General features: G+C 48.1%; 26 protein-coding genes. 13 read left to right on the top strand and 13 right to left on the bottom strand.

The features are described 5' to 3' along the window. Window positions 1-89 precede the first annotated feature (89 nt). Genes BLA28_RS12775 through BLA28_RS12785 form a run of 3 tightly spaced genes read right to left on the bottom strand, consistent with a single transcriptional unit; the run spans window position 90 to window position 2,763 of the window. Window positions 90-950: a metal ABC transporter permease gene (locus tag BLA28_RS12775; RefSeq protein WP_069159160.1), complete on the bottom strand. Its 861-nt coding sequence runs from the start codon at window positions 948-950 to the stop codon at window positions 90-92. Window positions 951-955: 5 nt separating this feature from the next. Continuing rightward, window positions 956-1,669 (bottom strand): metal ABC transporter ATP-binding protein, encoded by a 714-nt coding sequence (locus tag BLA28_RS12780; protein ID WP_069159029.1) that lies wholly within the window; start codon window positions 1,667-1,669, stop codon window positions 956-958. 14 nt (window positions 1,670-1,683) lie between these two features. Next, window positions 1,684-2,763 (bottom strand): metal ABC transporter substrate-binding protein, encoded by a 1,080-nt coding sequence (locus tag BLA28_RS12785; RefSeq protein WP_071699216.1) that lies wholly within the window; start codon window positions 2,761-2,763, stop codon window positions 1,684-1,686. A 274-nt stretch (window positions 2,764-3,037) separates the two neighbouring features. On the opposite strand from BLA28_RS12785, the gene BLA28_RS33750 reads away from it, so the two are divergent. From BLA28_RS33750 to BLA28_RS12805, 4 genes are all read left to right on the top strand, one after another. After that, complete coding sequence (locus BLA28_RS33750) at window positions 3,038-3,211, top strand: hypothetical protein (RefSeq protein WP_169897246.1); 174 nt, start codon at window positions 3,038-3,040, stop codon at window positions 3,209-3,211. Window positions 3,212-3,544: 333 nt separating this feature from the next. Continuing rightward, window positions 3,545-5,509, top strand: coding sequence for a glutaminase domain-containing protein (locus tag BLA28_RS12795; RefSeq protein ID WP_069159031.1), 1,965 nt, complete (start codon window positions 3,545-3,547; stop codon window positions 5,507-5,509). Window positions 5,510-5,674: 165 nt separating this feature from the next. Then, a complete protein-coding gene (locus tag BLA28_RS12800) occupies window positions 5,675-6,088 on the top strand; it encodes a DUF3795 domain-containing protein (RefSeq protein WP_069159032.1) in 414 nt (137 codons plus the stop codon). A 150-nt stretch (window positions 6,089-6,238) separates the two neighbouring features. Then, window positions 6,239-6,748 (top strand): GNAT family N-acetyltransferase, encoded by a 510-nt coding sequence (locus BLA28_RS12805; protein WP_069159033.1) that lies wholly within the window; start codon window positions 6,239-6,241, stop codon window positions 6,746-6,748. Between the two features lie 93 nt (window positions 6,749-6,841). On the opposite strand, the gene BLA28_RS12810 is transcribed toward BLA28_RS12805, so the two are convergent. The 4 genes from BLA28_RS12810 to BLA28_RS12825 are packed head-to-tail and all read right to left on the bottom strand — an operon-like array spanning window position 6,842 to window position 8,629. Next, window positions 6,842-7,402 carry a YIP1 family protein gene (locus tag BLA28_RS12810; protein ID WP_069159034.1) on the bottom strand — a complete coding sequence of 187 codons (561 nt, stop codon included), beginning with the start codon at window positions 7,400-7,402 and terminating at the stop codon, window positions 6,842-6,844. Window positions 7,403-7,405: 3 nt separating this feature from the next. Next, a complete protein-coding gene (locus BLA28_RS12815) occupies window positions 7,406-7,672 on the bottom strand; it encodes a hypothetical protein (protein WP_069159035.1) in 267 nt (88 codons plus the stop codon). Continuing rightward, window positions 7,665-8,210 (bottom strand): RNA polymerase sigma factor, encoded by a 546-nt coding sequence (locus BLA28_RS12820; RefSeq protein ID WP_069159036.1) that lies wholly within the window; start codon window positions 8,208-8,210, stop codon window positions 7,665-7,667. Before BLA28_RS12820 ends, BLA28_RS12815 begins: the two co-directional genes overlap by 8 nt. Window positions 8,211-8,221: 11 nt before the next feature. Further along, window positions 8,222-8,629 (bottom strand): hypothetical protein, encoded by a 408-nt coding sequence (locus BLA28_RS12825; protein ID WP_069159037.1) that lies wholly within the window; start codon window positions 8,627-8,629, stop codon window positions 8,222-8,224. Between the two features lie 390 nt (window positions 8,630-9,019). On the opposite strand from BLA28_RS12825, the gene BLA28_RS34550 reads away from it, so the two are divergent. Next, window positions 9,020-10,114, top strand: a complete 1,095-nt coding sequence (locus BLA28_RS34550) for a GNAT family N-acetyltransferase (protein ID WP_069159038.1) — start codon at window positions 9,020-9,022, stop codon at window positions 10,112-10,114. 46 nt (window positions 10,115-10,160) lie between these two features. Here the strand turns inward: BLA28_RS34550 and BLA28_RS12835 are convergent, their stop codons facing one another. The 4 genes from BLA28_RS12835 to BLA28_RS12850 form a co-directional block, all read right to left on the bottom strand. Then, window positions 10,161-12,110 carry an ABC transporter permease gene (locus tag BLA28_RS12835; RefSeq protein WP_081330196.1) on the bottom strand — a complete coding sequence of 650 codons (1,950 nt, stop codon included), beginning with the start codon at window positions 12,108-12,110 and terminating at the stop codon, window positions 10,161-10,163. Next, window positions 12,097-12,855: an ABC transporter ATP-binding protein gene (locus tag BLA28_RS12840; protein ID WP_069159039.1), complete on the bottom strand. Its 759-nt coding sequence runs from the start codon at window positions 12,853-12,855 to the stop codon at window positions 12,097-12,099. The genes BLA28_RS12835 and BLA28_RS12840 overlap by 14 nt, the downstream gene beginning before the upstream one ends. A 108-nt stretch (window positions 12,856-12,963) precedes the next feature. After that, entirely contained in the window at window positions 12,964-13,980 is a 1,017-nt protein-coding gene (locus BLA28_RS12845) for a sensor histidine kinase (RefSeq protein ID WP_071699217.1), read from the bottom strand. Next, window positions 13,977-14,642, bottom strand: a complete 666-nt coding sequence (locus BLA28_RS12850; protein WP_069159041.1) for a response regulator transcription factor — start codon at window positions 14,640-14,642, stop codon at window positions 13,977-13,979. The genes BLA28_RS12845 and BLA28_RS12850 overlap by 4 nt, the downstream gene beginning before the upstream one ends. Before the next feature lie 235 nt (window positions 14,643-14,877). Between BLA28_RS12850 and BLA28_RS12855 the strand changes: the two genes are divergently transcribed. After that, a complete protein-coding gene (locus BLA28_RS12855) occupies window positions 14,878-15,288 on the top strand; it encodes a helix-turn-helix transcriptional regulator (protein WP_009250660.1) in 411 nt (136 codons plus the stop codon). Beyond that, a complete protein-coding gene (locus BLA28_RS12860) occupies window positions 15,285-15,884 on the top strand; it encodes an ATP-dependent Clp protease proteolytic subunit (protein WP_025484902.1) in 600 nt (199 codons plus the stop codon). Before BLA28_RS12855 ends, BLA28_RS12860 begins: the two co-directional genes overlap by 4 nt. A 72-nt stretch (window positions 15,885-15,956) precedes the next feature. Here BLA28_RS12860 and BLA28_RS12865 read toward each other — a convergent pair whose 3' ends face one another. Further along, window positions 15,957-16,490: a flavin reductase family protein gene (locus BLA28_RS12865; protein WP_069153894.1), complete on the bottom strand. Its 534-nt coding sequence runs from the start codon at window positions 16,488-16,490 to the stop codon at window positions 15,957-15,959. A gap of 46 nt (window positions 16,491-16,536) precedes the next feature. Then, on the bottom strand, window positions 16,537-17,619 hold the full coding sequence (locus tag BLA28_RS12870) for an NAD/NADP octopine/nopaline dehydrogenase family protein (protein ID WP_069159042.1): 1,083 nt from the start codon (window positions 17,617-17,619) through the stop codon (window positions 16,537-16,539). Between the two features lie 143 nt (window positions 17,620-17,762). On the opposite strand from BLA28_RS12870, the gene BLA28_RS12875 reads away from it, so the two are divergent. The 6 genes from BLA28_RS12875 (at window position 17,763) to BLA28_RS12900 (ending at window position 23,549) form a co-directional block, all read left to right on the top strand. Next, window positions 17,763-18,725, top strand: a complete 963-nt coding sequence (locus BLA28_RS12875; RefSeq protein ID WP_044971279.1) for a LysR family transcriptional regulator — start codon at window positions 17,763-17,765, stop codon at window positions 18,723-18,725. Next, window positions 18,725-19,411: a response regulator transcription factor gene (locus BLA28_RS12880; protein WP_069159043.1), complete on the top strand. Its 687-nt coding sequence runs from the start codon at window positions 18,725-18,727 to the stop codon at window positions 19,409-19,411. Before BLA28_RS12875 ends, BLA28_RS12880 begins: the two co-directional genes overlap by 1 nt. 123 nt (window positions 19,412-19,534) lie before the next feature. Continuing rightward, window positions 19,535-20,467, top strand: coding sequence for an ATP-binding cassette domain-containing protein (locus tag BLA28_RS12885; RefSeq protein ID WP_069159044.1), 933 nt, complete (start codon window positions 19,535-19,537; stop codon window positions 20,465-20,467). After that, complete coding sequence (locus BLA28_RS12890; RefSeq protein WP_069159045.1) at window positions 20,461-21,225, top strand: alpha/beta hydrolase family protein; 765 nt, start codon at window positions 20,461-20,463, stop codon at window positions 21,223-21,225. The genes BLA28_RS12885 and BLA28_RS12890 overlap by 7 nt, the downstream gene beginning before the upstream one ends. A 49-nt stretch (window positions 21,226-21,274) precedes the next feature. Continuing rightward, a complete protein-coding gene (locus BLA28_RS12895; protein WP_069159046.1) occupies window positions 21,275-22,255 on the top strand; it encodes a sensor histidine kinase in 981 nt (326 codons plus the stop codon). Window positions 22,256-22,283: 28 nt separating this feature from the next. Continuing rightward, window positions 22,284-23,549, top strand: a complete 1,266-nt coding sequence (locus BLA28_RS12900; protein WP_069159047.1) for an erythromycin esterase family protein — start codon at window positions 22,284-22,286, stop codon at window positions 23,547-23,549. Window positions 23,550-23,602 lie beyond the last annotated feature (53 nt).

Consider the following 23,602-nt stretch of genomic DNA (forward strand, 5'->3'; position numbering starts at 1 on the left):
GGCTCCGGTCAGTTAAAAATGACTTTGCCTGCGGCGTTCTTTAAGGGTAGCGTATCATGTGCCGGCATCATAAAAGCATCAAATGTGCATCATTTTTGTATCATGGAAAACCGAACGCCTCCTTTCAGGATTCCCAATAGGGAAAACAGGGCAAAGGCCGCGATGTCAACGGCTACGATGGTGGATCCCACCGGCGTACCGGCCAGGATGGATATGAGGATTCCCGTCAATGCGCAGATAACGGAAAGTATGGCGGAACATATGGTAACGGACCGAAAGCTTTTAAACAGGCGCATGGCTGACAGCGCCGGAAAAATCACCAGGGCGGAAATAAGCAGGGAGCCCACCAGATTCATGGCCAGTACAATGATAACAGCGATGATGACTGCGATCAGAAGATTGTACATACCGGCTTTTACACCGGTGGCCTGCGCGAAGCCTTCATCGAAGGTGACGGCAAAAATTTTATTATAAAAAAGGATAAAGGTGATTACCACGATCACGGATAAAACGGTGCAGAGCCAGACTTCCGTTTTTGTCAGAGTCAGGATGGAGGTGGAGCCGAACAGGGTGCTGCACACGTCGCCGGATAAATTGGACGAGGTTGAAAACAGGTTCATCAGCAGATAGCCGATGGCCAGCGCCCCGACGGAAATCATGGCAATCGCGGCGTCTCCCTTTATTTTGGTATTCTGACCTGTGCGCAGCAGCAGTATGGCACAGAGTACCGTAGCAGGCAGGACAAAAAGCATGCTGTCGCTCAGGTTCAGTACGGCAGCTACCGCCATGGCCCCGAATGCCACATGGGACAGGCCGTCCCCGATAAAGGAGAAGCGTTTCAGGACAAGGGTGACACCGAGCAAAGAGGAGCAGAGGGCTATCAGAACACCTACGATAAGGGCATAGCGGACAAAGGGATACTGCAGATACAGTTTCAGAGTTTCTATCATTGTGCTCATTGCATTTCTCCTCCTTCCGGCATGGTAAAACGCCTGCCGATGTCACTTTCCATATATTCCTGCTTTGTCCCGAGGAAGATTTTTTCCCCCATATGCAGGATATGGGTGGCATAGGTCAGAGCTGCGCCTATATCATGGGAAATCATCAGTATGGTAATGCCGTCTTGCCGGTTCAGTCTGGCTATCAGAGCATACATTTCGGAAGCCACCTTCGGATCCAGGCCGGATACCAGTTCATCCAGAAGCAGCAGCTTCCGGGTGGCGCAGAGAGCGCGGGCTAAAAGGACTCTTTGCTGCTGGCCGCCGGACAATTCACGGTAACAGCGGCCGGAGAATCCTTTGATCCCCAATTTTTCCATGTTTTCTTCTGCAAGTTCTTTTTCCGCCTTCGTATAAAACGGCCTGCTTCCGCAGCGCCCCTGGCACCCGGAGAGAACAATTTCTCTCACGGATGCGGGAAAATCCCTTTGTACAAGGGTCTGCTGGGGAAGATAGCCAATCTCATTCGTCTTAAGGCCGTCACCTGTAAGGATGCTTCCGCTGACGGGCGGCTGCAGATGAAGCAGGGTTCTCATCAGCGTGGATTTACCGGAACCGTTTTCGCCTACAATGCAGAAATAATCGCCTGCATTTACACGGAAGTTCAGATTGCGTACGATAGCCTTGCCTGCGTAACCCAAGGCAAGATCCTGACAAATTAGCTGAGACATAGCAATTTCCTTTCTTACTGCAAAGCTTCTTTTAATACATCCAGATTGCTTTCCATAATGGAAAGATAGCCGGTGCCTGCAGCGACGTCGTTGGACGTGACGGACTGCATGGAATTAAGCGTTAAAATGTTCTGATTTTTTTCTTTGGTATTCTGTATAATCGTCTGTGCTATTTTCTGATCCGATGATTCTATGGTAAGAACGGAGGTAAGGTTGAATTCATCCACTTTATCGGCCAGGAAGGTGATTGTCCGGAAGCTGGCTTCTGTTTCCGCAGAGCATCCGGCAAATGCGGCATAATAGCTGAGGCCGTAATCATCCACAAGGTATCGGAAAGGGAATCTGTCGCCAAAGAGCAGTGTTTTCCGGGAGGCGGAATCAACCGCAGACTGATAAGCGGCGTCCAGGGCATCCAGCTTTTCGCTGTAAGAGGTCAGATTGGACCGGTAATCGGCTGCGTGGTCAGGATCAATTTCTGTCAGGGCGTTGGTGATAGCTTCGCAGAGAACCTTTGCGTTTCTGAGAGACAGCCAAACGTGTTCATCGTATTCGGGGCCTTCTTCTTCCTCTTCGTGCTCCTCGTCTTCCCCGTCACCGTGTTCCTCCCCGGCTTCCATGCCTTCTACGATTTCCTCCTCTTTGACGGCATCGTCCAGCACATCCAGAAGATCAATTACCTTCATATCTTTATTGGCTGCTTCCTGGAGAGCGTCAGACACCCAGCCGTCGGACTCGCCGCCTACATAAATAAACAGATCGCAGGTGGAAATTTTCAAAATGTCCTGTGCGGTGGGCTGGTAGCTGTGCAGATCGACACCGTTGTCCAGAAGCATAGTGAGGTCGGCGTTTTCCGCATTGTCTCCGAGAATCTCCCGCACCCAGTCATATTCCGAGAAAATAGTGGTCACGATGTTGAGATGTTTTTCGGGAACGGACTGTGCATCGGCTGTTACCATGGCAGAAGAAGCTTCGGAAAAGTCTTCCCCGGAAGATGGGGCAGAAGAGCTTGCGGCAGTATTATCCGCAGAGCTGCCGCAGGCAATAAGGCCCGTTAAGGCCAGAAGGGCAGCCAGAATAAACATACATTTTTTCATAGAATAAAAACCTCCATAATTTTGCTGATTAAAAAAGGGTGCAAAAATAACAGGGTATCTGACTATACCTGCCTGAAAAAAGAGTATAGGATACCCCTGACCGGAAATCGATTTTTATTCAATTATTCAGTCGTACCTTATGGCTTACCAGTGAAGCTGCGGGGATGAAGTGAAGAGCCCGCGGGAGAAAAGAAAGAAACAGTAAAATAAGAAATGCCCCGGATACCGCGCCGGAAAATCCGGTGCCAAGCTGCCGGAGGCTCTGCTCCGCATTATGAACACAGGCACAGACAGGGCAGTCCTCGCCCGTACAGTTATGATTGAGTTCATGACCAATAAAGGAGATGGAAAAAAGTGTGATGAAAAATATGACCCCACAGATAAGCAGAGCAAGGCTTCTTTGCTTCTTGGTATACACTGTTTTCCTCCTTTCATTGTGAATGTCTGAAAGCTGATTTTTTATTATAGCACTTCAGCCGGTAAAGTCAATACGGAACATGGTTGTAATACGGTCGGAAACAAGCTTAAAATGGCAGCGGGCATACAGGAAGGCAAGCCTCTGAGGATGGATGGGTATTTATAAAATAAGTTATAAAATGCGTGTATTCCTCACTCATATGCGGGAAAAACCTATTTATTGCCGCCGTAAACGGTTGTAAAATATAACTGTTTGATGTGTGTCCGGAATGTCAGATGCGCAGAGCGGCATAAGGGACAAGCGGAAATGATAATTTTTAATGTATAACATGTGGCGCGGACAGCGCGGAAAAGGAGTGACAGGATGAAGGTAAAAAGGGCAGCCAGCATACCGCTTATTTTGCATGATCCGTATTTCAGCATCTGGTCCGGAACGGATAAGCTTTATGATTCCGATACCGTACATTGGTGCGGAAAGAGACAGAAAATCAGAGGTTACATAACGATTGACGGGGAAAGCTTCTGCTTTATGGGGGATAAGGAATTTCATCAGGTGATTCCCCAGACCGGTATAGAGCTTACGGCGACAGGGACAAAATATACCTTTGAAAATGAAAAAGTAATATTGACGGCGGCATTTACCTCCCCGCTTCTGCTTGAGGAACCGGTGCTGGTATCCAGGCCGTGTACTTATGTGGATTTCGAGGTGGAGAGGAAGGCAGGAGAGGCCGATGTGACCATAGATGTGCAGATCTCGGCGGATCTAGTGCGTTTTACACAGGGAGCGGTAGTGGGAGGCTCTTATCGGACAGATGCCTTTTCCTATTCGGTGATGGGGAAGGCTGAGCAGAAACCTCTGGGACACAGCGGGGACAATATCACAATCGACTGGGGATATGTATATCTGGCGGTGCAGGATGCCTTTTCACAGGTGTGCTTCGATAAGGCAAACGAACAGCTTACGGCTTCGGTGAAGCTGGGAACACAAAGGGGCTGCGGAACGCTCGTGGCAGCCTATGATGATCTGCTGTCCATCAACTATTTCGGAGACTGGAAAAAGGCCTATTGGACAGAAACCTATGCCACGATTCTGGATGCGGTGGGAGCCAGCTTTGCGGATAAGGACAGTGTACAGGAAAAATGCAGGAAGCTGGATGCAAAGATTGAGGAACAGGCGGCGGCTATCGGCGGCGAGGATTATGTATTGCTTTGCTGCCTGAGCTACAGACATTCCATTGCAGCCCATAAGCTGATTGCGGATAAGGACGGCAATCTTGTTTTCCTTTCCAAAGAGAACGATTCTAACGGCTGTCTGGGGACGGTGGATGTGACCTATCCTTCGGTGCCGCTTTATATGCTTTATAATACGGAATATGTAAAGGGTATGCTGCGTCCGGTATTTACCTTTGCCGCCTGTGATGTATGGGAATTTGACTTCGCGCCTCATGATGTGGGACGTTTCCCTTACGCTACAGGCCAGGTGTACGGACTTGCGGGAGAAAAGAGCGGTTCCGCCTTTGACGGCAGCAACGGAACTGTGTTCCCGTTTTTCTATCAGTATCCTGCCGGAAGCCGGATTTATGATTTTAAATACCAGATGCCGGTGGAGGAATGCGGCAATATGCTGATACTGACTGCGGCGGTCTGCAAGCTGGACGGTTCACCGGATTTCGCGGCGCCTCATATGGAAGTACTGAAGAAATGGTGTGAATATCTGCTCACCTATGGTGCGGATCCGGGGGAACAGCTGTGTACCGATGACTTTGCAGGCCATCTGTCCCATAATGTAAATCTTTCTGCCAAGGCGATCATGGGAATCGAAGCCTTTGCCCTGCTGGCCCGCCAGATGGGACAGGAAGAGGTTTATAGGGAATATCATGAAAAAGCTGTGAAAATGGCCGGGGATTGGGAAAAGAGGGCCGATGCCGGGGATCATACCGCTCTCTCCTTCGGTGACAGGGATTCCTGGAGCCTGAAATATAACCTGGTATGGGATAAATTCTTTGGAAGCAGCCTGTTCCGGGAAGAGGTGTACCGGAAGGAAATCGATTACTATATTAAAAAGAGTAATGTCTACGGTGTGCCGCTGGATTCCAGGAAGGAATACACAAAGAGCGACTGGATTCTCTGGTGTGCTTCCATGACTGACGATAGGAAGAAGGTGGATGCGCTTATCGCTCCTATTGCAGCTTATGTGAACGAGACCCCTTCCAGGGTGCCTTTTTCTGACTGGTATGAGACTGTTACCGGCGAATACTGCCATTTTATTGCACGAAGCGTGCAGGGCGGGATTTTTATGCCTATGTTGATACATAAGAATGGAATTTGACGGATTCCTTCAGATTGATTGGGGTGGAAGAAGGAATATTTTTTGAACTTGAGCCGGGGCGGCAGTCCCGGCTCAAGCTATAGATACAATATCTTCGTATTGTTGTTATGCATTAATTCATGTTATAATTTTAGTTAAATCAGAAGTCCGGAAGGAGCAGCAATTATGAAAATGCCAAAAGAAAATATGGATATCAATATGTTTGCCCCCTGCGGAATGAATTGTATGGTCTGTTATAAGCATTGTTATCATAAAAAGCCATGTGCAGGCTGTCTGAACAGTGATACGGGGAAACCGGAACATTGCCGTAAATGTAAGATAAAGGATTGCATTGGGCTTAAAGAGGGGAATTACTGCTTTGAATGTTCCGATTATCCCTGCAAGCAGATAAAAAATCTTGAGAAAAGCTATAACAAAAGATATCAGGCAAGCCTCATGGAAAACAGTGAATTTGTCCGGGAGCACGGTCTGGAGCTTTTTATGGAAAAGCAAAAAGAAAAATATACATGTGCTAAGTGCGGCGGTATAATTTCCATTCATGACAGGGAATGCAGCGAGTGTCAGGAAAAGATGAAATGATTATATTCTAAATAGAAGAAAAAAGTATAGTTTACATACAGTCGGAGCCTGGGCGGATGCCCCGGCTTTTGCAGTGCCATATCATCTTATGGAACATGGGATGTGATCCGGTTCCCGGATAAGCCCATATATGCGATCAGGAGTGAAATAATGGGAAATATAGTTACCAGGCGTTTAAGAATTAAAGAATGGCAGCCTTCAGATGCTCCGGCGTTATATGACATTTTTCAGGATCAGGAAATAAGACAAAGTGGGATTTGTTTTTGTTCTTCAATAGAAGAGTGCCAAAGAATAATAGAAAAATGGACAGAAAAGAACGAAATGAAGGCCATTTGCAGAAAAGAGGATAATTGTCTCATCGGCTTAATCGGGTTAAATGATATGGGACGGTATGAACAGTATAAAGAACTGGAATATGCCATTGCGGCAGATTACAGGAGAAACGGTTATGGAGCGGAGGCGGTCAGAGGCATGCTGGATTTTGGCTTTCGAAAGCTTGATTTATCAGTAATTGCGGCATGGGTTCATGCTGCTAATATTAAAAGTGCACGTGTGCTGGAAAAGTGTGGATTTACACTGGAGGGACGGCTGAGAAGACATGGCCGTGACAGAGGAGACACATTGTGTTATTCCATATTGTCTGAAGAATTTCTTAATTGAAAACAAGGCGGTTTTGAATAGGAATCCGCCTTGTCATATTACATCTGCAGAATGTATAAATTCAATAATCGCATTTCCTGTACATTATCCTGTTTATATGATTGGAGTCTTTAATCCTATATACCCATTGAATGCTGTTAAAAAAGCAATCATTACCGCGTTTACTAAAAAAGCGCCTGCCAGTTTGCCTCCCTGTAAGGCGGCTGCTTCCTTCAGGAAAATGATATACAGGATAATCTTCCAAATCAGGATTCCCACAAAAACAATGCTGAGAACCATGCTCCACAGCAGGCTGTTCCAGAATACATAGAAATAGGCTTCTGTGACTGCCACGATAAAGGAACAAAGGATGTTGGGGAAAAAGGATAGTCCCCATGTGTTAATGTAAACCGATAATGCGGTCTTGCTTCCGAAGCATTTACAGATAAGCCACAGTATACAGCTTATCAGCAGATAGCCTGCGATCCCCCATAGGGCAGTACGGAATATGTGAAATAAATCAGCATGATATCCCGGATTGGAAAAATGATGCAGAATCGGGTCGAAGACAGTGACTATAATAATTGTGGCTGCCACAAACAGCCAGGCTATAGCTCTGCTTTGCCGCCGGTAAGCGTCGGCTGGCCTGTTTAGGGCTTCTAAAAAGTTCTTCATAATTTAGCCTCCGAATATGCTTAAAAACAAATTTGTGTATTTAGTTCCGAATAAGAGGGTGCATATCACCGTTTGTACGGTGGAAATACCGAAAGCGAATCTCCATGGATAGATAGTAATAATGCCGCGGAGCTTATCCCAAAGAGAAGCTTTTTTTCCTCCTTCTGACAAAATATAGTTCAGCATGTTATCCTTCTGCCGTTTTGTTGGCTGTTCGATTTCGTTCAGCGTATCAAATGCGTTTTTCAATGAGTCTTTATTCTCAGTCATTTGGTACCTCCATTTCCCGATATTGTCTGATAAATGCGCTTCTGGCCCGTCCGAGCATGCTTTCCACGGACTTGGGGGATTTATCAACAATTCGTGCAATTTGTTTCACACTGATTTCCTCAATATATTTGAGTGAGAGTAATATCTGATACTGCTTCGGCAGCTGGCTTAGACATTCCCTTACCTGCCGGTTCTCAAAGGTAACCTGCATACAGATATCGATATTCTGCTTCGGGTCACTTAACTGATCGGACAGCTGATCATCCAGGGGAAGGATTTCCGTCTTTTGGCTATATTGTCTTCGGTAATAGTCAAACAGTTTGTTTTGGGCTATTTTGAAAATCCACGTTTTTTCTGAAGACAGTCCTTTAAAACCCCATAACCCTTTAAAAACATCGAGAAAAATATCCTGTGTCAGATCCTCGGCCAGAGGAACATCAAAACCGGTACGCAGTAGAACATACTGATATACTTCGTCCACATGTTTTCTGTATATTGAGATGAAACGCCGTTCTCTTGCTTCTTTAGCCTGGTTCATAGGCATACACCTCATTTTACGGTAATTTCTGTCGAGATTAGAAGCTCATTATTGTAGAATACTTCAAATTGTAAGCTTCCCTTCTTTACATCGTCAGCTTCCAGCCGGTAGATAACAGCGCCGGATTTATCTGTGATTGTTTCCTGCGTGTCGGATTTTATTTCTTCTCCGTTCAGGTACCATTTTCCCGTATATTCCATACCTTTTGGAGATTCAATAAAGTAAATGCTGGCATAGATGTCTGTTCCGGCAGAAACCTGTTCCGGCTGTACGGCATCTTCAATATCCTCTTTTGCTGTGTATGGTTCATTTGATACAACAAGGCTTTCGACGGTATTGAGCTGTCCGCATCCGGTGAGAAAAATGGTAATCATTGCAAGTGCAAAACATGGCCGGAATATTTTTTCGAGCGCTTTCATTGTGCAGTTGCCTCCTTTTTCGTTTTTTGTGTAAACAAAGCCATATCTCCTTTCCGGAGCTGATTTACAGTTCCTAAAAGGGTAGTCGTATAGAAGCCTGAAATCATTCGCATGATTCAAAAATATTTACTGAAGGGATAATCACGATGAAATTTTTCTGACAAATATATGTATTTGAACATACATGAAGGAATGAGAGTACGGGGCAGCAGCCATAGAAATAAGCTGCTTCTGAAATAATGATTGCGGCATATTTGTTGACATTAACAAATATGTCCACTAAAATTTTAAGTAAGTAATTATGGTTTATCTTATGACAGCTTGATTTAACTTCAGGATTACTCTTAATTTTGAATTACATATTTATTCAGCTATGAAGGGAGGTAAGATATGGAAATAATTGAGGTTTCAGACAGAACGCCGGAATTAATGGAACAGCTTCTTATTATTTGGGAAAATTCTGTAAAAGAAACGCATTTGTTCTTAAGCGAAGCGGAAATTGCTGATATCAGGAAATGTGTTCCCCAGGCATTAGCGGGCGTGCCCCATTTAATTGTGGCAAAGGATGATGCAAATGAGCCGGTTGCATTTATGGGGATTGATAACAGGAGACTGGAAATGCTGTTTGTAAGCCCGCAAATGCGGGGGCAGGGTGTTGGAAAGAAGCTTGTTCTCTATGGAATTAAAGAATATGCGGTCAACGAAGTAACGGTAAATGAACAGAATCCGCAGGCAACAGGCTTTTATGAACATATTGGTTTCAGAGTTTACAGAAAGACAGATATGGACGAACAGGGAAAGCCTTATCCGCTCCTATATATGAAATTGTATATGGATTCAGAGACTGCAGGGAAGAAGAGAAAAAAAGCAGTGACGGCAGTGTTTATCGTTGCCGCCGCAGTTGTAGTGGGAGTGGCGGCAGCCGTAGTTTTTTTAATCTCTCTTTTTACAGAGAAAAATGTAGTCACTGATATCAGGGAATATGAGAAATATTTTGGGCCGCAGGGGATACATCAGTCGAAAAATACGGATGCATGGGAGAAAACCAGGGAATCCTATCTGGTTCTGAATTATATATTTCCTGAAAAGCTGCCTGAGTCGGCGGATGTGGAAGCTTTCTATTATGAATATTATAATCCATGGGATCCCTGTTATCTGTGTTATCTGGTATATAGCTGTGATGAGGAAGACTATAAAGCGGAAACGGAACGTCTGAGGCAAATCAGTATGCCCAAGGATTATTTGATTTACGGCTCAACCGGATTTCCTTATCCGCTGCTTGCCGTGGATAGCAGCAGCTATGGTTATATATATGCCATGACAGATGAGGCTCAGAATAAAATAATCTATGTGGAATTAACCTTCTGTAATTATTTCACGGATATTCATTATGAGAGGGTGATACCAAAGGAACATCTTCCGATAGGGTTTGATGCGAAATCGGGTAATCCATACAGGGAGGAGTATTTGTCTCAGTTAAAATAAAAGGGACGGCCGCACTTCAACAACAGTGCGGCCGTTTCTGCATAGTCTAATCTTCATCAGGAAGTACATTCTTTTTCAGACTGTTATATGCCAATCCGATATAAAGAAGGTAAATGGATAAAAACAGGGCGAGTATGATTCCCACAATAGCCAGGAGTTCTGCCGGTCCGGTCACAACACCGGGATCGAAGGAGCTTCCCAGGGCGAGGATAAAAGGAATGCCGATTAACAGCGGCGGTATGGCGGGCATGGTATAAAAGATAAGGAACTGACGTCGCAGCGCCTGTTTCATTTCCTGCCTCTCCATTCCCAGCTTGTGAAGCAGTTCAAACTGCCGCCGGTAACGGCCGGTTTCACTGAGCTGCTGAATGGTAAGGATGGTAGCGGATACCATGGTGAGCACAAGCGCCAGGTAAAAAAGAGGAAAGACGGTGATGGCATAAGTGGATGCATTTTCGTGTTCTATTTGGGTTTTACAGAAAATAGTATCGTAGCCGGAGATGATTTCATCCCTGTTATCCCGTATTTCATTTATCCGGTTATATTGCTCCATGGTCATGGGTTCTTCTGTCATGGCAGCATAAATATTGTGGCTGACAGGAAGCGCTACGGCCGCATCATCGGGAATAATGAGAAGGAAACCGCGGCCGTTGCCGTCCCACAGAGACTGGGTAAAGCCTTCGCTGTATACGCCTCCCGGAAGCAGTGTCTGATCATCTATGGTGAGCGGTTCGGTGTAGCTGTCCATTCTTTTTTTCAAATAGGGCATGCAGTGAATGAGATACTGTCCGGGCTTGAGGGAAACCTCCGGGTAACCGAGCATGGCGCGCAGGGCCAGGTAATCGCTGGCCTTCATTATGGTATCATAATCAAAGGTCTGCCAATAATCGCCGCCCGATATGACATAGCGGGTCACCTGTGTGTCTTTGCCCCGGTAAATGTCATACTGCCGGGATTCCCGGATGGGGACATTGCCGTCAATATAGGCCAGATATTCATCAAAGCGTGTGGAATCCCGCCCGGAGGAGGAGATAAACAAATCAAAGCAGGTAGTCTGTTCGTTCCGATCCTGAAGCAGGACGTGGAACAGCATTCCTGCGCCTTCTGTGATAAGGGTTGCCGTTAACAGCAGGGCTATTGTGGCCATGACAACACCCATTGTGGCAAGCTTGGCTGACAGGGTACGGAAAATCAGCAGCGTGTGGCCTTTGTATTTTTTCCCGGGGCGTTTGTCGAAATAGGCGGGTACGCCGGAGGAGAAGCTGATAAAAAAGCCGTAAAGGAAAACGATGATACATGCGGATCCCAAAATACCCAGCGGAAGGCTGCGCAGGAGCAGCAGGATAGTGCCGATCAGGCCTGAAATGATGGATATAACGAATATTTTCCGGCGGCTGCGGCTTTTTTTCAGAAGTTCTTTTTCATTTTGGCGATCAGAATAAATCAAGTCACAGATTTTCATGGTACGTATGCGCCGGCGGCTGCGGAAGAGGGCAAACAGGTACACCAGAGCAAAATAGAAGATCGTTAAAAGCACGGTATTCAGCGAAAAAGAAAAACGGAAGGTATAAGGCGCCCGGAACAGAGTGAGCATGACCGCGCGCAGGGCCTGAAAAATCAGATTGCCCAGAATCGTTCCCAAAAGCAGGGCAATTCCGCCTACTGCCAGATTCTCCAGAAAAAACAGCCTTGCAACCTGGCTGTTTTCCAGGCCGGTCAGGATATAGGTGCCCAGCTCCCGTCCGCGCCGCGTCAGCATGAAGCTGATGGTATACTGCACCAGCCAGCCGATGATGCAGACTACAACTATGCTGGCAAGTACGATTATCAGGGGCATAACATCCAATGCCGCCGACAGTCTCCGGATTTCCTGAGAAAAAACCAGTCCGTTGAAGGCATAGATCAGGGCTGCCGACATCACAATCGTGACAAAATAAACCAGATAATCCCGGGCCTGCCGCCGGGCGTTCCGAAGGGAGAGTTTAGATAACGTCACTGATATCACCTCCCAGCAAGGCGAGAACATCCAGGATTTCATGGTAAAACACGGTCCGTGAGCGTTCTCCGCGGATGAGCTCGTTGAACAGGCGGCCATCCTTTAAGAAAAGGATTCTGGACGCATAGCTGGCGCTGTAGGCATCATGGGTGACCATGAGAATGGTGGCGTTCATATCCCGGTTTATCCGGGTCATGATTTCCAGAAGATTTTTGGAGGATTTGGAATCAAGGGCGCCGGTAGGCTCATCTGCCAGAATCAGCGACTGCCCCGCCACCATGGCACGTGCGCAGGCGGCCCGCTGTTTTTGCCCGCCGGATACCTGATAGGGGAATTTGGAGAGGGCGTCTTCGATACCAAGCTTAATCGCCACATCATGGACTTTTTTCTGAACGGTAAGAGCATCCGCATGATTGATAGTGAGGGCCAGACCGATATTTTCTTCCAGGGTCAGGGTATCAAGGAGGTTAAAATCCTGAAAAACAAAGCCCAGCCGTTCCCGGCGGAAACGCGCCAGTTCACCGGAGGGTATTTCCGTGATATTTTCCCCGTCCAGCAGGATACTCCCGGCACTGGCCGTGTCAATGGTGGAAATACAGTTGAGCAGTGTGGTTTTGCCGCTTCCCGAAGCCCCCATGATAGCGATGAATTCGCCGTCCTCCACGTCAAAGCTGATCCGATCCAGCGCTTTTGTGACATTGTTTTTGCTTCCATAATATTTCTCTATGTTTTTTATGTGCAGCATAATCGTGTCTCCCTTCTTTCAATGGTATAAGAGCAGGATACCTCATAAGCAAGGGCGGCGGTATCGAAGTTATATTGCACTTTCTTACATTTTTGAAAGGTTTGTGTGTCAGTCAGTCTGTGGAGTTATGGATTCCGGGGAAGGGAAAGTCAGGATTACGCTTGTTCCCTGTCCTTCGGCAGAATGAATCTGCAGATCGATTTCCATGGATCCGGCAAGGCGGCGGCACAGATACAGTCCCATACCGGTGGAACCGCCGCGTGACCGTCCGTTGCTGCCGGTGAAGCCCCGTTCAAAGACCCGGGGGAGTTCATGAGATGGGATGCCGATCCCGTTATCCTCGACGGTAAGCTGTATCTGCCGGCCCAGCTGCCGGGCGGACAGGGTGATGACCGGAGTACCGGTGCGGTATCGGACCGCATTCTGCAGAAGCTGTCCTAAGATAAAGCATACCCACTTGCCGTCCGTATACACGGTTTGTGCCAGATCCCCGGTTTCGATCCGCACACCGCTCTGTATAAGAAGAGACTGGTGCTGTTCGATCGCCTCTTCCGCGATCCCGGCGAGATCGGTCCGTGAAATGATAAAGTCATTTTCAGGGCTTTCCGCCCGGGCATAAAAAAGAACCCGCTCCACATGATTATCGATTTGGCTGAGTTCCCGGGAAAGCTTTGCCCTCAGCCGGGGATCGGCGCTGCGGCAGATCAGCCTGGCGGCCGTAATGGGTGTCTTGATTTCATGAACCCAGCTTTCGATATATTCCCGGTAGTCCCGCTGCGCGCAGCGGGCGTCGGATACGGCTTCGATCATGGCTTTGCCCGACCGGCGCATCAGCTGATAAATCCGGCGTTCATAGGCGTTATGGGGAGTGGGCACACATTCGGAAAACAGGTGCTTCTGATCGAGCCCGTCCATAATAGACTTCAGCTCATCCAGATGAGAACGTAACTTCAGAAAATCATATGCCTGCAGGATAAGAAACAGCAGGAACCAGACGATAAGGATGATGATCAATATGCCGGCCTGTGTGCCGGTTGCCAGCAGAAAAACGGTCATGACAGCCATGGATACCGGCTGAAGGACGAGCCGTCCGAGCCTGTCGGATAAGAATTCTTTTAATGTCATAGCTGATACCCCAATCCGCGCCGTGTTCTGATGTAACCCGGGAAACCAAGTTCCTCCAGCTTTGTCCTGAGACGTGTTATGTTTACGCTCAGTGTGTTATCATCAATGTAAATATGACTGTTCCATAATAATTCGATCAAATCGTTCCGTGAAATGATTTCACCGGGATGATTCATGAGATGCGCCAGGATTTTGATTTCGTTTTTCGTCAGCTCCGCAGTCCGTTCACCTGAGGTAACCACACCCTTTGAGAGACAGAGGCTGAGCCCGTTTACGTTCAGCACATCAGGTTCCTGCTGTCTGCTGCTCCTGCGCAGAACGGCTTTGATATGGGCAAGCAGAACAGGGATGTTGTAGGGCTTGGTAATATAGTCATCACCGCCCAGACTCAGCGCCCGCAGCTCGTCCATGGCGGAATTGCGGCTGGTGACGAAGATGATTGGGACGCCTGTTTTGCTGTGGATATCTGCGCACAGGGAGAAGCCGTCCCGCCCGGGAAGCCCGAGATCGAGAAGAATGAGATCAGGGCCGCTGTCCGTGACCTGTTCCGGTATATTAACGAAGTCATTTATAACCAGGGCCTGATAGCCTTCATTATTCAAAAGGATAGCCAGTTCCTCCCGGACGGACGGCTCATCCTCGATAATCATTATTTTCTGCATAGGGCACCACCTTTATTTCTTTTGCCTCCATAGTAACACAGAACAATCGTTTTGGGCAATTTCTATTAAGACATACGGTTTCCTTTTATGGTAAAATGGGAACAGTTCAGGCAGGATTGAACTGCGATACAAAAAGAAACCGTTTATGGGATTACTGTACCGGAGCCTTGCCGTGAGACGTACAGGGGTATGGGCGAAGTTTGAGTAAAATAAAAAAGGAAAGAGGCTTTCATATATGAGTAATGAATCAGCGGTCAGAAGCGTGCTGCAATACATCCGGGATAACCTCAATGAAGATCTGACATTGGAAAAAATCGCAAAAGAACTCAATTATTCCAGGTTCTATATAGCCAGGGCTTTTGCAGAAAATACGGGCTGTACCATATATAAATACATTCAGGGGCGGCGGCTTACGGAAGCGGCGGAAAAGCTGGTATATACAGATATACCAATTGTGGAAATCGCCTGTGAAGCCAGCTATAGTTCCCAGCAGGCGTTTACGCTGGCCTTTCACAAGCTGTATGGATGTACGCCGCAGGAATATAGAATAAAAGGTGATTTTTATCCCAAGCAGACGGAGATATCCATGTGCAGCAGATTTTATTCTGCGTCCTGCAGGAACAAGGCGGGGAGGATGGCGGCATGAGTACAGCGATACCCTACGTGATAGAACAGACTAAAAATGGGGAGAGAAGCTATGATATTATGTCAAGGCTTTTGTCCGACCGTATTATTTTTCTGGGAACACAGGTGGATGATGTTTCGGCAGAGCTGATCGTGGCGCAGCTGCTGTTTCTGGAATCCCAGGATCCTGAAAAGGATATCCAGCTGTACATTAACAGCCCGGGAGGCTCCATTACGGCCGGGTTCGCCATTTATGATACGATGCAGTATATCAAATGTGATGTTTCCACTGTGTGTATCGGGATGGCGGCGAGCTTTGGTGCGGTTCTTCTTGCGGGAGGAACGAAGGGAAAACGGATGGCGCTTCCCAATGCGGAAATTATGATCCATCAGGCGGCGATCAGCGGAAACGGGATACAGGGACCGGCCAGTGATATCAAGATTCTGTCGGATCATATGCAGAGAAGCAATCAGAGGGTGATACGGATCCTGGCGGAAAGTACGGGGAAAACGGAAGAGGAACTGAAGGCGGATACAGACAGGGATTATTATATGTCCGCGGCGGAGGCGCTGGAGTATGGGATGATTGATCAGATATTTGATGGGAGAAGGCGTTAAAAGACCTGATAAGAAACTGATAAAAAGAAATAACAAAAAAGGAGAAAGTTAAGCAGCTTTCTCCTTTTTGTATCAGTCCTTCACAAGAATATCAGTGATTTCCGCAATATACAGCAGATGATAACCTCCTCCGGTTCCGTCCGCATGATTATCTCCGCCGTACCACTTCTGTGTAAATTCCTTATCCCCGAGGAAATCCTCTTCCTTCAGCGGCGTGACGCAAAGCTTTTTACACAGAATAGCCATCCGGCATTCTTCAAAATAAGGAACTTCGCCGGAATGGGCTACTGTAAGCCCTGATTCCTTAACCTTATCCTGGTCACGGCCGGAAACAGTCCCGCAGTAGCCAAGCATCTTCCGGCAGCTGTTGTCGAATACTGTGAGTGAAAAGACATCGGAGGCGTCCAGGAATTCCCGGGTAAAGCGTTCCGGGCGGACTGCGCACATTACAACCGGCTTCTGCCATAAAATACCTGCCGTAGCCCACGCCACGGTCATGGGATTGACGCGTCCTTCTTTTTCGGCAGACATAAGGAACCAGTCTTTGCTGATCAGACTGAATATATTTTCCGTCATCTGTACGGGTTTGATTGAATGAAATGCCATGATTCAAGCTCCTTCCATAAGCTGTTGATTCCCCTGGCGGGGGATTTTATTTACCGGTTTCCAGATATTCTTTTAATTCTTCCTTTGTCATGCCTTCTATTCCCAAATCCTGAAGAGAGTGCCCTTTTGTCCAGCAGTCATAGCCGAGAAGGGCAGAACCGATTGTGATCATGGACCCGATGACCGGCACATCTACGTTCATGGCCCGGGCGAGCTTTGCCCAGGGGGCCAGGCCGTAGGGGATATCTTCTGCATAGTAGCGGCTGTTGGTATCGGCAGGCCCTTTTATTTTGGCAAAATTGGGATCACTGGCAATCGCCTCACCAATATCGTCCGTTACGATTGAACCGCCGACTCCGTGGGCAACGATATCACTGGCATAGCCGAAGCTGTCCAGCAGTGCGATACGTTCCTTGTCGATGGCCTCTGTGGTACGGGCAACACAGGGGGTAAAGCCCTCTGTATAGAAATAAAATTCGCCCTTTGCATATTCAATCCTTCCTGCGTTCAGAATGCAGCCCGGAACATGGATGATGGGATTCAGACTGGAAAGTCCGCAGGCGATTACGCTTTCCACCGCTTCCAGAGAAGGATAGAAGGTGCGGAGCTTCTCCACGGTCTCCTGCGTTCTGCATGCGGGCATCACACCGACTTTGAGGGGATTAAATAGGCTCATAATCAACGTGCTTCCGGGCCCCTGAAGGCGGGTGGCATAGGGCAGGGTGTTTGTCTCTGCAACGACCACATCCTCCAGTCCTTTTTTCCTGAATTCCTTCCAGAAAATAAGACTGTCGAAGGTACCGGGCATCACCATAACAGTCTGGCCGGGATGTACGAGTTCCGCCAGCGCTCTGGCATAAACGTCATGGGCAAAGGCGGGTACCGCCACAAAAATAAATTCCACATCCTGTATGGCTTCACGCAGATCGGATGTCACCATGCCGATTTTGACGGTGGCGTTTCCGGCAGCTCCTGCCATTGTGATTTCGTGGGTGTCAAAAACCTTTTTAATATTACCTGCAAAACGTGCATCTTCATACATATGTACGCAAAAACCGCGGTTGGAGAGATCCGCCGCAGCGGCATGTCCTCCGTTTCCTCCTCCTAATACAGCAACCTTAACAGCCATATCCACACATCCTTTCCTAAAAATTAATATTTTACTGTATTCATTGTAACGCTTGCATATGAATTACGTATCATATAAAATTGCTATCAGGATATATAAAAAGAATATGACATTTTTTCATCCGGTCATTGTGGGAGGCGTCTATGAATCTTCAGCAATTAAAATATGTACTGGCTATTTATAAAGAAGGCTCCATCACAAAAGCGTCCCATGCGCTGTTCTGTGCACAGCCGAATGTGAGCAGCGCCCTGAAGAGCCTGGAAAGCGAACTGCATATACGTATATTTGACCGCACGCTCAACGGTGTGGAACTCACGCCGCAGGGAGAGGCCTTTATTTCCTATGCGGTAAATATCATGGCGCAGGTGGAGCGGCTGGAGAACATCGGGAATGAATCCGTGGAAATCCCGGCGTCCCTGGGGATTTCCGTTTCCCGTGCCTCCTATTGCACGCAGGCGCTGTCGCTGTGGATGAATGAGGAAATCCGTCCGGAACAGCCGCTTTCCCTTCATTTCTGTGAAACAAATACAGAGAAGGTGATCGATCAGGTTTTCCGGGCGGAAAGCGATTTGGGGGTCATACGCATTCCCGCTTTTTATGAAAGCTACTACGGACAGCTGCTGGCAAACAAGAATCTGTGCCATACGCTTCTGATGCGTTTTCAGATGCTGCTGGTCATGCGCCGGGATCATCCCCTGGCAGGGAAGGCGGATATCACTCCGGATATGCTCAAACGGTACACGGAGATCGTGCACGGTGACCACCGCAACCCTTCCATGACTATGGCGCGCATCGATCCGCTTTTGCAGGAGACGCCGCCGCGGCGGATTTATGTCTATGACAGAGGGAGTCAGATTGATCTTTTGAAAACGCTTCCGGGCGCTTATATGTGGGCATCGCCCATACCGGAGGATATTCTGGAGGAAGCCGGTATGATTTTGCGTTCCAGTTCCATGGCAAAGGTCTATAACCTGGATTTGCTTATACGGAGGAAAAACAGTCCGGAAAACACTATGGCGAAGAGCTTTGCAGACTATCTGAAGAAGTATGCGGAGCGGCTTGCAAATGAGGCAGACAACTGCAGTGCAGAAAAGGAAATAAAGTGATGAAAGAGGAGATTTTAATAGTTGAGGATGATGTCGATATCAGCGGATTGCTGAAGCGGATTCTGGAGGATGCGGGCTATGAGACGAAGCAGGCTTATTCAGGAACGGAAGCGCTTCTGTGCTGCGAGAAAAAACAGCCTGATCTCATCATGCTGGATCTCATGCTTCCGGGTATGACAGGTGAGGAGCTTCTGCTGACGCTGCGGGAGGGCGGCTGTGATATCCCTGTATTGGTATTGTCAGCAAGATCGTCGCTTCAGGATAAGGTAACTCTGCTGAAAGAGGGCGCGGATGATTATATCACAAAGCCCTTTGAGCCGGAAGAGATGACGGCGAGAGTGGAAGCAGCGCTCAGGCGGAGAGGGCATCATGAAGAAAAAAGCGGTGCAAAGGTATATTCCTATAAGGAGCTGAAACTTTATCCGGAAGGACGAAAGGTTCTTGTATTGGACACGCCCCTTTCACTCACCGCGTATGAATATGAAATTTTATTTCTGCTAATCCAGAATCCGGAAAAAGTATATTCCAGAGAGCTTCTATATGAGCAGATATGGAAAGGCGGGTACTACGGCGAAAACAATACGGTGAATGTACACGTCAGCAATCTGCGCAGAAAAATAAAGGAAGCCGGAGCCGGGGATGAATATATCAGGACGGTATATGGGATCGGCTTTAAGCTGGAATAATCTTTATCACTTCTTTAAAAGTTCTTAAGTACTATTTATAATCCAATGCGATATACTTCATTTGCAGCAGGGAAGCGCTTCCCTGCCGGCAAATGCCTGAAACCCCTGAAAAGGAGGAACCGAATGAAAGATTTTGTGGTGCAGACCAGGCAGGCTTCCAAAGCCTACGGCTCTTTTTATGCGCTGAAGCAGGTCTCCATGCATGTGAAGCAGGGCGATATTTACGGACTGATAGGCGACAACGGAGCGGGCAAATCAACCCTTCTTAAGCTGCTGACGGGCCTTGCCCGGGCTACCGAGGGAGAAATCCGGCTTTGGGGGAAATATGAGGAAAAGGAGCTGAAACGCTGCCGGAAGCAGATCGGCGCCATGGTGGAACAGCCGGGCCTTCTGCCCGGATTATCCGCAGAAAAAAATCTGGAATATTATCGGATCCAGAAGGGGATTCCGGGCAAAACATGCGGAGAGGAGGTTCTGAAGCTTGTCGGATTATGGGAGCGGAGAAAGGATAAGTGCGGGAAGCTTTCGCCGGGAATGAAACAGCGGCTGGGCTTGGCGATGGCTATGCTGGGAGAACCCAGGTTCCTTATCCTGGACGAACCTGTTAACGGTCTGGATCCCAGTGGGATCCGGGAATTCAGAAGCCTTATGCACCGGCTCAATGAAGAAAAGAATGTTACGATTCTGCTGTCCAGCCATATTCTGGCGGAGCTGCAGCAGACAGCCACTGTTTTCGGATTTTTAAGCAAGGGAAGGCTGCTGGAGGAGATCACCGCGGCGCAGCTGGAAGAACGATGTGCGGACTGTATCATAATCCGGGTTGTGGAAGCGGATACCGAAAGGTACGCGGCACAGCTGGAACGTTTTTTCCCGGAGGCCCGTTACCGGGTACTGGCGGATAAATCCATACGGATTACCGGTAAGGACATGGAAGAAGAGGTGGTCAGCCGCCTGGCCTATGAGAACGGGATTCTCATTACCGCGCTGGAACGCCGCAGATATACTCTGGAGGATTATTACATGAATCTGAAGAACGGAGGTGCGGGGGCATGCTGAATTATATGAAAAGCGAAGGCTACCGGATCTTACACAGCAGGGGCATGTATCTTTTTACCGGAATTACGGCAGCAGCGGTATTTTTTCTGAACTGGCTGCTTTCCTGCCAGGGGCAGATTCCCTATGCAACGGCACATTTTTCGTTGGGGATGCTAGTGGGAAGCCCCATGCTGTATTGTTACATGGCATTGTTGGCAGCGGGCATTATGTTCGGAGAAGACAGGAAAAACGGGATGATGAAAAATGCTGTGGTTTATGGCATTACGGGACCTGTCATATTTATGGGGAAATGTATGGTGGGAATCTTCGCCGCGGCCTGCAGTCTGATTGTAATTATGACGGCCTATGTGGGAAGCGCCCGGCTGTTCCTGCCGATGGAAGAAATGGAGCTGAGGGCCGTGCTGCTGGAAATACCGGCGATGTCTCTTATCGCCGGGGCGGCAATGATGCTGGGGATCCTTGTGCTGGATGCGGTGGAAAAGACGGCGACAGGTATTGTGGTGTGGTTTTTTCTTGTGATCGGCATACCCAGGGGGCTGCTGTATCTCAGCCATGTGCTGCAGTCGGAGCTTCTGAAGAAAGCTGCGCTGTTTTTCCCGGAAAATTTCCTGGCAGAGGAAGTCAGGGTCACTCTCGGCGGATATGCCATATTGTGGGATACGCCTCAGGGGATGATGAAATGCCTGGTATCCGGAGCAGCAGGAATTCTTGTTTTCACTGCGGCGGGGATACTTGCCTTCAGGAATAAAGAATTGTGAGAAAGGGTTACAGGATGGCAGAAATGCCGTATTGGGTAAAGGTAGAAAAATGATATATGTGATATTGGCAGCATTGGCATTGGCAGCTATCTGTTTCAGCATCCGTTTTTATGCCCTGAAACACTCTATTCGGGAGGCCTGCCGGGAGCTTGAGGAAATCAGGAAGGAACCGGATCAGGATCGGATCCTGCACATTTCTGTGCCCGACAGGAGCATGGAAAAGCTTCTGCAGTCCATGAATCTTACCTTGAAGGAAATAAGGTCGGAGGGGCAGCAGTACAGAAAGAGAGAAAAGCAGTTTCAGGAGCAGATAGAAAATATCAGCCACGATCTGCGGACTCCGCTGACGGTTATCCTTGGCTATCTGAGGCTGCTGAGGGAAAAGGAAGGAACGGAATATAAGGGAGCGGAACTGGAGGAAATACTCGGCTTAATGGAACGTAAAGCCCGTTTCCTGGAACAGCTGGTCAGCCGGTTCTACAGCTTCTCCAGACTGACAGCAGGGGATTTCCGGCTGAAGCTGTGCCGGATTGATGCGGGAAGAATTCTCAGGGAAACACTGACGGACAATTATCGTGTGCTGCAGGAGACCCGCCTGACTGTGGATGCGGATATTCCGGAGCATCCGGTCTGGATATGGGGAGAGCAGGAGGCGCTGGAGAGGATTTTTTCCAATCTCTATCAGAATGCGGGCCGGTATGCGGAGAGTTTTCTTCGCATTTCGGTTAATGAAAAAAAAGAACAGACGGAAATTTATTTTGAGAATGATACAAATAGAATTACGGAGGAAGAGGCAGAACATCTTTTTGAACGTTTTTTCGTGCCTGATAATTCTGAAAAACAGGGGAGCACAGGGCTGGGATTAACCATAGCCAGATACCTTGCGGAGGCCATGGGAGCGTCGCTGGAAGCGGAGCTGACGGACGCTGCGGGCAGTGAAACGGGAAAAAAGGGGAGTGCGGCAGGAGTGATTCGCTTCACGCTTCGTTTTTCAAAAGGACAGATCAGTGCAATATCGGAAAAAGACTAAAATAAGAGCAGACAGGAGAAAAATTTCGATGAAAGCAAAAAACAGGAAAGTAAAACGTATGACAGCGATTTTTATGGCGGCGGCCATGAGTATGACACTGCTGGCCGGCTGCGGCGGCAAATCCCTGACAGAGGAGGAGCTTTCCTTCTGTCAGACAGATATCGGAACGCTTACGGCGCCGGATCATGTAAAGATAGTCGGACTGGGGGAATCCAGTCATGGGGCATCGGAATATCAGCAGATGAAGGCTGAGGTATTTAAGGCTTTAGTGAAAAATAACGGCTGCCGTACCTTTGTGATAGAAGGTGATTTTGGCGGGGGACTGAAGGTGGACGCCTATATCCATGGCGGGGAAGGAACCGCGCAGGAGGCGGTGGCGGAGCTTGGATTTGGGATTTACCGCACAAAGGAGCTTGCCGAACTGGCGGATTGGATGCGCAGCTATAATGCGGAGGCGGCGGAAGGCCGGGATCTTCATTTTTACGGGATGGATATGCAGAGATACGATAATAATAAAGAATATCTCTTTTCCGTATTGGATGAGGCGACCCCGGAACTGAGTGAAGAATATAAAGAGATATTTTCCCAGCTGACGGATGATAACCGGTACGTATTGGATAATTCTGTGCTGGAGCAGGCAAAGACTGACGCCCTGGCCCTCCTGAAGGCGATGGATAAAAAGGAGGAGGAAATCACAGCTGTTTCGGGGAAAAGGGATTTCGCTTTTGCCAGAGAATGTGCAAACAGTATTTATGAATCCAGCGAGCTGTGTGCCAGCGGAACGGACTACAATTCCCTGCGGGATGGGCATATGGCGGAAAAGGTGGAATGGTTTGTCAGCCAGGGCGACGGCAGCCTCATTTTCATTAATGGACATAACGGGCATATCGGTAAAAGTTCGGTTTCGGGCTATACCTGCCTTGGCGCGCATCTGACGGAAGCCTACGGGGATGGCTATTTCGCAATTGGAACCGACGCTGCGGCAACCCGGTTTAATTCACAGAAAGACAGCGGCGGATTTGAGGTTATGGAAGTGAAAAATAAAAACGATCTCAACAGACAGCTGGATAAGCTTCAAGGTGATTATTATTATCTGGATTTTTCGGAGGTATCGGAGGACAGCGGCTGGCAGGAAATACTGAATTCTTCACAAAAAATAACGTCACTGAATGTGGGGATTGCAGGCTGGCAGAAGATTTCGAAAATGTTTTATACACAGGCGGTGGTTCCTTCCGCAGATTTTGATGGTATGATAGTTTTCAGGGAGGTTTCTCCTACTACGATAGTTGATTAAGACAGGAATTTTTTACAAGGCGGCGGCACTGTTGATTGGTGCGGCCGTTTCTT

Origin of the sequence: Eisenbergiella tayi (genome assembly GCF_001881565.1) — a bacterium.
GTDB lineage: Bacteria > Bacillota > Clostridia > Lachnospirales > Lachnospiraceae > Eisenbergiella > Eisenbergiella tayi.